This is a genomic window from Pseudomonas sp. CFII64 (genome assembly GCF_000416235.1).
Taxonomy (GTDB): Bacteria; Pseudomonadota; Gammaproteobacteria; order Pseudomonadales; family Pseudomonadaceae; genus Aquipseudomonas.
This window is the reverse complement of the sequence record NZ_ATLO01000054.1, coordinates 19,872-32,397: the sequence shown is the minus strand read 5'-3', so window position 1 is coordinate 32,397 and position 12,526 is coordinate 19,872. Positions and strand designations below refer to the sequence as shown.

9 protein-coding genes are annotated in these 12,526 nt (G+C 58.8%); all 9 read right to left on the bottom strand.

Going from position 1 to position 12,526, the window contains the following annotated elements:
- Nucleotides 1–142: 142 nt before the first annotated feature.
- The 9 genes from CFII64_RS28645 to algK all read right to left on the bottom strand — a co-directional run bounded on the left by CFII64_RS28645 (nucleotide 143) and on the right by algK (nucleotide 12,525).
- The gene (locus tag CFII64_RS28645) at nucleotides 143–1,594 is read right to left on the bottom strand and encodes a mannose-1-phosphate guanylyltransferase/mannose-6-phosphate isomerase (RefSeq protein ID WP_020294391.1); all 1,452 of its coding nucleotides are present in this window, start codon (nucleotides 1,592–1,594) and stop codon (nucleotides 143–145) included.
- 141 nt (nucleotides 1,595–1,735) lie between these two features.
- The gene (locus tag CFII64_RS28640) at nucleotides 1,736–2,443 is read right to left on the bottom strand and encodes an alginate O-acetyltransferase AlgF (protein ID WP_020294390.1); all 708 of its coding nucleotides are present in this window, start codon (nucleotides 2,441–2,443) and stop codon (nucleotides 1,736–1,738) included.
- Between the two features lie 12 nt (nucleotides 2,444–2,455).
- Complete coding sequence (locus CFII64_RS28635; RefSeq protein ID WP_020294389.1) at nucleotides 2,456–3,631, bottom strand: alginate O-acetyltransferase; 1,176 nt, start codon at nucleotides 3,629–3,631, stop codon at nucleotides 2,456–2,458.
- A 10-nt stretch (nucleotides 3,632–3,641) separates the two neighbouring features.
- Nucleotides 3,642–5,219, bottom strand: a complete 1,578-nt coding sequence (locus CFII64_RS28630; protein WP_020294388.1) for an MBOAT family protein — start codon at nucleotides 5,217–5,219, stop codon at nucleotides 3,642–3,644.
- 186 nt (nucleotides 5,220–5,405) lie between these two features.
- Nucleotides 5,406–6,521, bottom strand: a complete 1,116-nt coding sequence (locus CFII64_RS28625; protein ID WP_020294387.1) for a mannuronate-specific alginate lyase — start codon at nucleotides 6,519–6,521, stop codon at nucleotides 5,406–5,408.
- A gap of 8 nt (nucleotides 6,522–6,529) precedes the next feature.
- Nucleotides 6,530–7,969, bottom strand: a complete 1,440-nt coding sequence (locus tag CFII64_RS28620) for an alginate biosynthesis protein AlgX (protein ID WP_020294386.1) — start codon at nucleotides 7,967–7,969, stop codon at nucleotides 6,530–6,532.
- Between the two features lie 13 nt (nucleotides 7,970–7,982).
- On the bottom strand, nucleotides 7,983–9,593 hold the full coding sequence (gene algG / locus CFII64_RS28615) for a mannuronan 5-epimerase AlgG (protein ID WP_020294385.1): 1,611 nt from the start codon (nucleotides 9,591–9,593) through the stop codon (nucleotides 7,983–7,985).
- A 26-nt stretch (nucleotides 9,594–9,619) separates the two neighbouring features.
- Nucleotides 9,620–11,119, bottom strand: coding sequence for an alginate export family protein (locus CFII64_RS28610; RefSeq protein WP_020294384.1), 1,500 nt, complete (start codon nucleotides 11,117–11,119; stop codon nucleotides 9,620–9,622).
- Nucleotides 11,116–12,525 carry an alginate biosynthesis TPR repeat lipoprotein AlgK gene (algK, locus tag CFII64_RS28605; RefSeq protein ID WP_044901808.1) on the bottom strand — a complete coding sequence of 470 codons (1,410 nt, stop codon included), beginning with the start codon at nucleotides 12,523–12,525 and terminating at the stop codon, nucleotides 11,116–11,118. Before algK ends, CFII64_RS28610 begins: the two co-directional genes overlap by 4 nt.
- Nucleotide 12,526: the final 1 nt, after the last annotated feature.

Sequence of the window (12,526 nt, the reverse complement as noted above, 5' to 3'; positions counted from 1 at the left end):
AAAGGCATCGTTGGTGCAAGCGGGTGATGATTCAAGAATAACCCCCCCCAACAACCTTCTGCGGATGGGGATACGCAGAAAGTCGTTGGGGGCGACTGCTCGTTAAGGCTTCAGGCTTCAAACGTGAAGCCTGAAGCTTTTTTTAACGTGCCAGGGTCTGGGTTTTTACGCCCGCGTCGAGGTTGTTGGAGCGGCCATAAACGTCTTCGAAACGTTCGATGTCGTCCTCACCCAGGTAGCTGCCCGATTGCACTTCGATGATTTCCAACGGGATCTTGCCTGGGTTTTTCAGGCGATGGACCGACGCGATCGGGATGTAGGTGGACTGGTTTTCGGTGAGCAGGAACACGTTCTCATCGCAGGTAACCTGAGCCGTGCCTGATACCACGATCCAGTGTTCCGCGCGGTGGTGGTGCATCTGCAGCGAGAGGCTGGCGCCCGGCTTGACCGAGATACGCTTGACCTGGAAGCGACCGCCCATGTCGACCGAGTCGTAGGAACCCCACGGACGATAGACTTCAAGGTGGTTTTGGGTTTCGCTGCGGCCTTGCTCATTGAGCGTGTTGACCATCTGCTTGACGCCTTGAACCTTGTCCTTATGGACAATCATCATCGCGTCTTTGGTTTCCACGACCACGATGTTGTCCAGGCCGATCACCGAAACCAGCTTGCCGTTGCCGTGGATCATGCAGTTGCGGCTGTCTTGCAGGACGACGTCGCCTTTGGTGACGTTGCCGTTGCTGTCTTTTTCATGCACTTCCCACAGCGATGCCCAGCAACCGACGTCATTCCAGCCAGCGGTCAACGGCACAACGCAGGCGCGTTGGGTTTTTTCCATCACGGCGTAGTCGATGGAGTTGTCCGGGCAGCAGGCGAAGGTGGCTTCGTCGATATCGATGCTGTCGCCGTCACGCTTGCTGCGCTCCAGGGTCAGCATGCAGGTGTCGTAGATGTCCGGATCGTGCTTTTTCAGCTCTTCCAGATAACGGCTGGCGCGGAACAGGAACATGCCGCTGTTCCAGAAATAGCCACCGGCCTGGACGAATTCCGCCGCGCGTTTTTCGTCTGGTTTTTCAACGAATTGCGACACGCGGCTCACGCCTTCCGGCAGCAGCGCATCGGCAGTGGATTTGATGTAGCCATAACCGGTTTCCGGTTTGGTGGCCGGCACGCCGAACAACACCATTTCACCGCGTTCTGCCGCGACAGTGGCCAGGGCGAGGGCGCGTTGCAGGGCTTTCTGGTCGTCGATCACGTGGTCGGCGGGCAGAATCAGCATCAGTTCGTCATTGCCTTCGGCCAGCAGCAGCATCGCGGTGATGGCAACCGCCGGGGCCGTGTTGCGGCCGAACGGTTCCATGATGACAGTCTGGGTTTCCAGCTTCAGGGCCGCCAATTGCTCGGTGACGATGAAGCGGTGGTCCTTGTTGCAGACCACGATGGGGTCCTGCATGCCGTCGAACACCAGGCGTTCGAGGGTTTGCTGGAACAAAGTATGTTCGCCGGTCAATGCCAGGAACTGCTTAGGGAATTGTTTACGCGAAAGCGGCCAGAGTCGTGAACCGCTACCGCCTGACAAGATCACTGGAATCATTTTGTATCTCCAATAGCATTCGTAATAGGGCTGAACGTCGTTCTGTCTGTCGTTTCTGTCTTGTTCTTATTCCGCGTCGGTCGGTCCGCTCATGCCGCTTTACCTATGAAGGAAGGGCTCGGACCGACTGACTAAATCCGCTTAGCGAGTGGCTACTGGAGGCTTGACCCAGACTGGCGACAGGCTGCTGCCGCTGCCGGTGATGTACAGCACGGCGGCTTCGCCACGCTCAAGGGCAATTGGCTTGAGGTCGCTGACTTTCTTGTCGCCGTCATACAGCGCCAGGGTGACTTTCACTGGATTGATTTCACGCTCGCCGGTGCCTTTGGCCGCTACGGTCTTGACCACGTCGGTCTTGCCGTCGGCGGTTTTCAGGGTCAGCGCTTTGTCGCTGAGGTTCTGCACGCGCACCAGGGATTTTTGCTTGTTCTTGAACGGCGGCTCTTCAACCAGCTGTGGCTTGCCGCTGGCGTTGTTGACCAGGGTGTAATAGTGATCGCTGGCCAGTTTCACCGGAACCGTCTGGCTGCCGAGCTTGGCGCTGTAGTCACCTTGCGGCATGAAGCTGAACGCGGTGCTGCCCAGCGGTGCTACTTCGTTCAAGTTGGTGTTGCCGACAGTGGCGCTGATTTCGGCGCTGCTGGCGTTGTAAACACGTACGAAGGTCGAGCCTTTCGGAGCGGTCGGGCCGTAAAGCGCGGCGTCGCCAGCGAAAGCCTGCAGGGACATGAAGCCCAGGCCTGCGGCCAGTGCGCAGGTTTTGAAGAAACGGTTTTTGCCAGCAGTGTTTTTAGTTGCAGTGGTCATAGTGTTCTCAGCCAAAGTGTGTGGAGTGGTCTGTAAGGTCATTTGATGTTCCTCTCAGTTTTGCGCCCTGTTGGGCGACTCGGATGTTTTGGCGTTAATGGCCAGATTTTGTTTATCGTCACGAGGCTTTTTGAGTTCTGCGATCCACTTCGGATCAAACTCGCCAAGGTCGTTATGAGCAGGCAGATATCGTTCCGGGAATTCCCAGATCAGCACTTGCGGCGGGCTGTTCTTGAACGCATCGGTCTGCAGGTACTTGAGCATTGGCAGAACCGGGCCGTGCCCGTCTTCCGCGTAATTCACGACATCGCTGTGAAGTGCCTGTTTAAGTGCGCCGAGAAAGTTCCAGTTAGGGTTGGCGCTGTAACTTGTGCCGACCAATCCAACTGCAACGTCACTGTCGGCAAATAACGCGTCATCACCGGATGCCTGTGCTTCGACAAGATCCGTGCTCCTTTGTTGCAATTGATCTGGCTGCGGAAGCAAATTACTGAACAAGGGATCCAAGGGCAGGAAGTTGGTCAGGTCGCCTTTATAAGCTGAAGTTTCTTTTGCCTGAGTCGTGAACTTTGTCGGTTCACCGTTCAGCGGATTTTTTTGCGCAATGGCCGCGCCAAGTTGCTGGGCAACTACTTCGGCACCCATTGGCGTCCAGTGCGTGTCGGTGCGCAGGAAGACCTGGCCGTTCTGCTTGGCGCCTTGCAGCGGTGTCAGCAGATCAGGCGCGAATACACCGGCCTGAGCCACTTGGGCATGGAACTGTTGATACAGATCGGTGTGCAGCGAGGCGGGCTTGTTGGCGCCGATGTGCTCCGGATACAGACGGGTCTTGGCCGGAATGATCGCCAATACCAGTTCGGTGCCCTGGGCTTTCAGTGCGTCACGTACGCCCTGAATGATTGCCAGGTTGTCCGCTTCGTTCTGCTCGCCGTTGACGACGGCATTGAACTCTTCGTCGGTGTACAGCCATTGGTCCTTGCCCAGCTCGACGCCGGGACGACCTTCGTTGAACAGCTTGTAATCCAGTGCCGCCCAGAGGTTGGTGCCGATGCGCTTGATCGGGAACTCTTCGTCGTAGTGAGTCTCCGCCGCCTTGGCCCAGCGACCATTGAGAATCGTGGTTTCCGCTGAGGTCGAGAAGCTGCTGAAACTGCGCAGCGACCAGATCCCCAGCGCCAGCAGGATCCCCATGAACAGGGCGATGTAGAGGATTCGTAATGAACGGGTCATGTCAGGCTCCTCAGAACTGGAAGTAAAGGAACGGCGAGAAGCTTTGCGCCGAGAGTTTGAGAATCGAGGCAACGAACAGCAGCAGGATCAAGGCGCGCATGGCGTAACGCGGCCAATCGGCAACCCAGTAGGCAGGTTGCACCTGAGCTTCGACGCCGACGGTGTAGCCAGGCTGATGAATGCTGCCCGGGTTATCGCCGGGAACAGCCTTGATGGTGCCGGCTACGGCGTTGGCCGGGCCGTCAGCCTGAACGCCCAGATCCGGCGTGGCTTTGCTGGCGGCTTTGTCGGCAGGGCGATTCATGTAGAAATCGCGCAGGCCGAAGAACGCCAGAGTCACGTAAGCCACGACGAGGGTTGCCACTTGCAGGCCGGTGATGCTGGCCTGATTGAGTTCCGACAGCTGCCAGTCACCGAAGCTGAACATGGCGCCGTACATGCGACCGGCGACGTGCAGGTTTTCCGAACGGAAGATCACCCAGCCCATGACGACCAGCAGGAACGTCAGTGCCCAGCGAATCGGGTTGAAGGTGCGCGAGTTGGTGTTCAGACCCAACGCTTTTTCAATCGCCAGCCACATGCCGTGCCAGGCGCCCCAGACGATGTAGGTGATGTTCGCGCCGTGCCACAGACCGCCCAGCAGCATGGTCAGGAACAGGTTGCGATAAGTGGTCAGCGTGCCGCCACGGTTGCCGCCCAACGTGATGTACAGATAGTCACGCAGCCAGGTGGACAGGCTGATGTGCCAGCGACGCCAGAACTCGGTGATCGACTGACTGATGTACGGCTGTTTGAAGTTTTCCATGAAGCGGAAACCCATCATCAAGCCCAGGCCGATGGCCATGTCGCTGTAACCGGAGAAGTCGAAATACAGCTGCGCGGTGTAGGCCAGTGCGCCGAGCCAGGCATCGCCCGTGGTCGGGTTCTGCAAGGCGAAGCAATGGTCGGCAACCACCGCCAGGGTGTCGGCGATGAAGACCTTCTTGATGAAACCCTGCATGAACCGCGTGCAACCCTCGGAGAATTTATCCAGGGTGTGCGTGCGGTTGTTGAACTGATCGGCGAGGTCGCGAAAGCGCAAAACCGGGCCGGCGATCAGGTGCGGGAAAATCGCCACGAACGCTGCAAAGTCGATGAGGTTGCGGGTGGCCGGGGTATCACCGCGATACACGTCGATGATGTAGCTGATGGACTCGAAGATGTAGAACGAGATCCCGATCGGCAACAGCACGTGAGTCAGGATGAACGGCTCAAGCCCGACCGAAGTCATCATGGCGTTGATGCTGTCCACACCGAAGTTGGCGTACTTGAAGTAGCCCAGGATGCACAGGTCGACACCGACGCCGAGCAACAGCCAGCGTTGGGCCGGCTTGGTACGAACGCCTGCGGCGCCCACCTTGAGGCCGATCCAGTAGTTCCACAACGTGACGGCGGCAAACAGCGCCAGGAAGTCCACTCGCCACCAGGCGTAGAAGACGTAGCTGGCAACCAGCAGCAGCAGGTTGCGGTAGCGTTGCCCGCTCAAGTAGTACAAGCCGAGGAAGATCGGCAAGAACAGGAACAGGAACACGTTGGATGAAAAAACCATCCTTATCTCTCCGTTTGTCCAACAGTCAAAGGCCGAAGCCCCCCCAAACCCCCCATAGCAAAATGGGGGTTTACGCAGTGCTCGTAGGAGCGGCTTCATCCGCGAGGTCGGTATTGCAGATCATGGATATGATTCTGAATGCCCGTCCCCTCGCGGCTAAAGCCGCTCCTACGGTTGAGCTATGTATCAGCTGCCTTTGTCACCCTTCTCATGGCTCGGGTCGAAGACCTTGGTCAGGTCACCACCGAGGCGGAAGGTTTTGAACGGTTGCATCTTGTGTTTGTTATCCAGCACTTCAGGCTTGCAGGTGTAGAGCGAGCAGTACGGTTCAAGCCAGGCGAACTTGCTGTCGATCTTCAGATCGGTCATGTCCTGCTTGTCGCCGTTTTTCTGTTTGAAGGTGTCCGGATCCTTGACGCCGCTGAGTACGCGCTCGCCCAGACGCTGCAACGCGCCGTTGTTTTCCGGACGCACATCGACGCCGTTCACCTGGGCGAAACTGGCGATCATGGCCAGCGGCGGCAGGGCGTAGTTGTGATACGCCAAGGCACGTTGATTGCGCTTGAGTTCATTAGGCAGGAAGCCGTCTTTGTCGACCTGATTGGCGCCGACCTTGAATTCCTTCACTGCCCAGTCGAACAAGTCCTTGCGGTTGGTGGCGACCGAAGTTGCCATCACCGACCAGGCAGCCCAGTACGAATGGTTGTTGGTTTTTTCCAGCGGCAGGTTGTCCCAGTCGCTGACCACTTGATCGGCCAGCTTGCTGAACCAGGCTTCGATGACTTGCGCCTGTTGCTGATGCGCCGCCAATGGATGCGAATCGGAGAACTTCAGGCGCAGGTAAGCGGAGGACATGCTGCCCAACGCCCATTTGCGCATCGATTTGCCGGTGTGGTTGAAGTCCTTGGACTCCAGCGCATCGGCCTTGGCCCAGGTGGTGAGCATGTTCAGCGCGCAGTCGAGCTGTTCCGGACGGCCGTCTCGCATGTACTGCATGACGACTTTGCTGATGCCGCGTTCCAGCGTGGTGATCGACTTGGTCGCATCACGGAACGCTTGTTCCGATTCCTCGTTGAGGGTCGAACGCGCCTTGTCGGAACCTTCGTATTTGCTGCGGAACACCAGCTTGTCGGTGTACGGCTGCGGGATCGCGTCACAGGTGAAGTTGTTTTCGCCGGTCTTGAGTTTCTCGATCGGCGCGTAATACCCTTGCGGCGGCACGAGACCCGTGGCGGCGCTGGCTGCCCCGGCAAACATCGCCAGAGACAGCAGGGTGGGGAGCATCAGTTTCGGAGTGTGCATAGGTAGCCTCATAACCCGGCTTGCGCGGTGTTCTGCGCAGTTCTCGGGAACACGTTACGTTTGCAAACCTTCGCCTCGATCTTCTGCGGTGCAGCACCCGCTTCCGGGCCCTGTACTTCCAGTGCGAGCAATTGCTGGTCAGCCCAGTCCTTGTCTTCGCGCAGTTCGAAGGAGAAGCGTCCGTCGGTATCGGATGTTTCCGGTTTTTCGATTTTCAGATCTTCGTGGCGACCGTTCATGTACCAGAGTTTGGCCTGAAGGACTTTCACCGACGGGTCGGCATAACGAATGTCGATCTGATTGCTGCCGTTGCGAATGTCTTTGATTCCGTTCTTGCCATTGACCAACACTTCGTTGGTGCCTGGCTTGAGGGTGGTGCTGGCGCTCATGATGGCTGGCTTGCCTTCGCAGCCGTTATCCAGCAGCGACATCATCTGGCGATAGATGGTCTCCTGGTCCAGACGGTACAGCGGCGAGAATTCCCAGATCAGGACCTTGGGTGGACGCTTCTGGAAGTCTTCGCTGCCCAGGTACTGCAGCATCGAACCTTCCAGACCACCGCCAGGGAACGCGACGTTCAATACGTCAGCGCCAATGTATTCCTGCAAGAAGCCGGCAAAGTTGTAGTTCTTGCCGCTGTGGCTGGTACCGACCAGGGTGATTTCCGGGTTGCCGGAATCGCCGAACAGATCGCCATCCGCCGCTTCGCCTTTAGGCTCGGTGGTGAATTGATCCATGTACTGCACGGCATAAGTATTGCCGCACAACTGCGCGGCCATGTTGTGCAGGGTGCCGGTCTTGCCCATGCGGCCGGAGACGTGGCTCTCGAATTCGCGCTTGGGAATGCCTGCGTAACCCGGAACTTTCTTCACGGTTTCAGCAACGATTTTCGCGGTGCGCTGGGCGCCGTATGGCGTCCAGTGTTGGTCACCGCGGAAGTAGAAATCATGCGCCTGTTGCTCGTTGGTCAACGGCGACAGATCCGGCACCCAATAGCCCATCTTGCTGAAGCGACCGAGCATGGCCTTGTAATTGGTCAGCGCTTTTTCGTAGTCGAACTTGTCGCGTTCGGCCGGGAACAGTTTGTTGCGATCCACCAGGCCGCGAGTCGGCTGGTAAACCACCACCAGTTCCACACCCTTGCTCTTGAACGCATCGTGCAGTTCTTTCATGCGACGGTAGCCTTCCGGCGTGGTGTCGAATTCGGTGCGCAAATCTTCTTGGGTCCGGAACAGCCAGTCGCCCTGAGCCTGCACCAGCGTGGTGAAGTTCTGCTGATAGCGGGTCACGTAATTCTTGGCATCGTGAGCTTCAGGACACAGGTTGCAGCAAGGCTCGGCGGTGAACGTCGGCGCTGTTGTGTCGTCGGCACGAGCACCGCCACTGATAGCGATCAGGGCTGCGGTCAGGCCGGACAGACTGAGTAACTTGATCAAATGTGCGTGCATAAAAATATCTTCCTCAGTCCTGAAGTTCTGTCTGGCGCTCGACCGGGTCGATCAGCACGGCTTTCTTCTGGCGGACCAGCAAGTCGAGAATCTCGTCCTGGCGTTCGCCCAAGATGCCGTTGAAGCTGATGCCGTTGCTCTTGGTCGGTGCCAGCATCGCCACGCGATACAGCTCGATACTCAAGGGCGAGTCGATGGACAGCGGGCCGGAGTTGTTGCCGGTCAGTTCACCGCCGACGACGATCAGCGACACTTTGGTATCGAACGGGTCGAGGTCGATGTCACGGTCGGTATCGCTCAGGTCCTTGATGTGGCCGTAGACGCCCATCAGGCCGTTGGCCATGGCGACGTTTTCGTACAGCTTGATGTTCACGCTGTTACGTACGCGGATGCCGTGACGACGGTTGGCGATGACACGATTGCCCCACAGCAGGTTGTCGCCGCTCTCGTACAAGGTGATGCCGTCAGAATGGTTCTGATAGACCTCGTTGTACGCGACCAGGTTGTTGCTGCTGTTACGGTCAAGGACCACGCCGGACAATTTGTTGTCGTGGCTCTTGTTGCGGAAAATGAAGCTGTCGTTCACCTCACGGGACACGATGATCCCGTGCTTTTTCTTGGTGCCGTAGACGTCATTCTCGGCAATGATCAGCCCGTGGGAACGGTCATGGGGGTCAATGCCGTAGACGATGTTGTCGCGATAGGTATTGCCCTTGACCACGAAGTCACGGGTTTCATAGCAGTAGAAGCCGTACCACATGTCGGCGAACTCGGAGCCGATGATCCAGCCAGTCGGTTCCGGACGCTTCATGACCTTGGCCATGTTCGGCGTGTATTGGGAAATACTCACGCCGTAGGATTTACTCTTGGAGTAGCCCAGGCTCGCCATCTTGCTGTTGACCACGTAAGTCTGCGAACCGCCCCAGGACAGCAGGAACGGACGAAACTCGGTCGGCGAGCGGAACGAGGCCAGGCCTTTGTCCGCTTCGCGCCAGCCGTTGAGCTGGGAGTCAGACATGAACAGCTTGCCCTCGATCACCAGGAACGAACCGCCTTCCTGAGACAGACGCAGTTCGTTCTTGGCGATTTCCAGAGTTGCATGCTCGGTCACCAGGATTGGCACGCGGGCCAGGAACACACCTGGGGAAACTTCGTTCAGGTACTGCTTGGGTACTTTTTTCGCCAGGTCTTTCAGGGTGGCATAACCGTCTTCAACAACGATGGCCTGGGGGATGCCGCGTTGGCGGGCAACCCATTCGGCCATCTTGTTATCGCCACCGATGAATTCCTTCAGGCCGTTTTCCGCCATCATCCGGCCCATGCGGACTTTCGCCGGCTTGCCGCGCACGATTTTTTTCGCAGCGGCTTCGGCGGTGTAGCCGGTCAGGTCCGGCAGCTTGGGCTTGTCCATCATCAGCGGCTCGACGGGCGGGCTGCTGATGGTGTAGGTCTTGGCCTGTTGCAACTCTTTAACGACTCCGACCTTGGCGGGAGCGGTCGCAGCCGGCGCACTGTTAGCCAGTGCCATCGTGCTGCCGAGCAACAGCGCGCTGCTCAGCACTGCGCTTTCCAGCAGGGCTTGTGGCCAGGCCCGGGTTCGCAAGTTGCTTGCTTGACTGTTCATCTCTCGCACTCCTTTCGCGGCTCGCATCAGAAGCGCCAGATAACGTCGACGATGGCGCGGTGCATGTATTCATCCACGCCACTGTGATAAGCGTCGCCCGGCTTGAAGACACCGGCGCGCAGGCGCACCAGCGCCGAAGGCTCGTCCATCGACTGGCTCAACGCCGCCGGCAACAGGCCTTGCTTGAAGTACTTGGTCACGACCAGGTCCATTTCCTGACCCAGATCCTTGCGACCGTCTTCCAGTGGCAACGAATCGAAGGTGTTGGTCGAGATGCCGTTTTCGTCGAAGTTCTCGCGATTGGGGTTCACGCCAGCGCCGCCGATACGGGCATTGCCATCGACACGACGAAACTTGTGGTAAATCAGCGACGCGTCGTAGTCGTCACGCAGCTGCCAGGAAGCGAACAGCGAGCCGGTTTCCACGTTGGCCATTTCGCCCTGGAACGCTTCGCCGAAGCGATGCACACGCGAGCGGGTGCCGGTCCAGTTCGATCGGTTACTTTCCAGGCCGTTCTGTTCGTAATTCTTGCTGGCCCGCGAGTACGCGGCGCCGACTTGCCATTGCGGGTCCAGACGGAAACGCAGGCCCAGATCGGTCGCCCAGCCGTTGACGTTGCTGCTGGTCTTGTCGCCCGCCAGGTATTGATCGGTGGCCGAGCTGAAGGTGGTCGGGGTTTCGTCACGATCGCCGGTCAGGTAAGTCAGGCTGCCCCAATAGTTGATCGGGTTGGTGTTGCGATAGTTGTAAGCGTCGCTGTTGGCCTGCAGACCCAGCCAGGTCAGATCGCCCCGGGAAGTCTTGTCCAGATCGTCCACCACCTCACCGCGGTCCTTGAGGCTGCCGCCGTCGTGGCTGTGATGGGCGCGCACGCCGGCCCAATGGCCAGGGGACCACTGGTAGGCGACGTCGCCGAACAGGTGCTGACGGTCTTTGTCTTTCGGGTCCAGCTCGGTCAGGTCAGTGCGGTATTCGCTGAAGCGCTGGGCAGCGCCGACATCGGCACGCAACAGCGTGGTGTCGAACGCCCAATTTACCGCTTCGATGTTCACGTCATGCCATTGGCCGTCGTCGTTGCGCAGGCGCTGACGACCGACCTTCAGCATTTCGCCAGGGTACGGGGTGAAACCGCTGTAACCGATCCAGAATTCGCGCAAGGCCAGATAGCTCTTGTCGACTTCCCGCTCGCTGGCATTGCCGCGCGCGGTCTGGGTGCCGCTGCCATCGCTGGTGGCTTGTTCCAGCGGGTCAGTCTGGATGGTGTCGGTGGCGGTCACCACCTGGCCCATGGCATAGCCGCTGAAGTTACCGCGCTCGCCGTAAATCCATGGACGCACGTCCAGACCGATACCGTTGACGTCGCCGCCGGAGCGGGTGCCCAGGTCGCGGTCGTCTTCGGCCTGGCCGGTGATTTTCACTTCCAGACCAAAGTTCTTGTCTTCAGTCATCGCGGCCAATGTCGGCGTCGCCCACATCAGCGTAAAGCCCAGGCCCATGCCGGCAGCCATCAGGGAATTCAGTTTCATAGGGGTGCGTCCTCGCCGTCTTCTTTTTGCAGGGCTTGCATGGCCAGCGCGTTCTGGCTGCTGGCGCCCCGGACTTTTTGCTCTTGTTCCAGCAACCGTTGGGCTGCGGCGAGCTTTTCAGGCGGTAGTGCGGCGCTCAGTTGCTGCGCCAGATCGGTGGCTTGCGGCGTGCCTTGCTTCAGCGCCAATTGGCTGAAGACCCAGGCATTGACCGGGTTGGGAATCGTGCCCTTGCCTTGGGAGTAGAGCTGGGCAATGGCGTAGTCGGCACTGTTCTGACCGCCACGAGCGGCGATCAGCAGTTCGTCCACTGCCTTCTGTGGATAGACCTGGCCGAGGTAGCCCCGACGATAGATCTGCCCCAGGTAGTAATGCGCGGCGATTTCCGTGCCTGCGGCTTTCTTCAGATGCTCTTCGGCTTTTTTCGAATCGGCCGGCACCCATTTGCCTTCGTAGTACAGCTTGCCCAGCAGCAGTTCGGCGCGGGGTTGATCCGCGGCGCGACCGTTGTCCAGGTATTCCATCATCTTGTCGACGTCGCCCAGATCGGGGAAGTCGTAGAGCAGTTTGGCCAGGGTGACCCAGGAAATCGGATAGCCCGGCGCGACTTGTTCCAGCAATTGCTGGGCAGTCTTTGCGTCCGGCGTGCCGATCTCGGCGTCACCCAGCACGCGGGCCACGCTGTCCACGCGCTGGGCGCCGACAGTGCCGATCGCGTAAGCGCTTTGCAGCTGCTTGATCAGCGCTGCCTGCTGTTCGGTCTGGCCGCGTTTCTGATACACGGTGGCCAGTTCGACATAGCAGATGTCAGTGGTGGTCAGCGCGGTCTTGCAGATGGTTTCGACTTCATCCAGATGCTGATCGTAAGTGCCTTGGGTGCGATACAGCAGCACCTGGGCCAGACCTGCTTCCGGGTAGCCGGCAGCGCGCCATTCGCTGATCTTCTGCTGCGCGTTCACGTTGGGGAACGTGTGCGGGTATTGCAGATAGAGCATCGCCAGCGGCGTCAGAGAAGACGTGTCGCCATTGGCGAACGCCTTCTTCAGCAACTGTTCGGCTTCTTTGTGTTCGGCTTCGGTCGCGTACGGTTTGGCAGCCAGCAGACGACCCAGGCGCGATTGCGCCCGAGGCGAGGTTTCTGCGGCGGCGCGGTAGGTGGCCTCGGCCTGCTTGAGCAGGGCTGGATCGCGGCTTTCTACCTGAATATCGGCCAGACCGACCTGTGCATCGCTGTAGCCCAGGTCCGCCAGTTGCCGATAGTTCTGCTCTGCCAGGGCGGTGTCGCCGTTTTTCAGGGCTTCATTGGCCAGGCGTTGATCGGGCAGGCCGGCACAACCGGTCAGCGCGAAGGCAATCGCCAGGCTCAATAGCGTTGGGGTCGACAAGGTTCGTAGTGGGCTACCCATG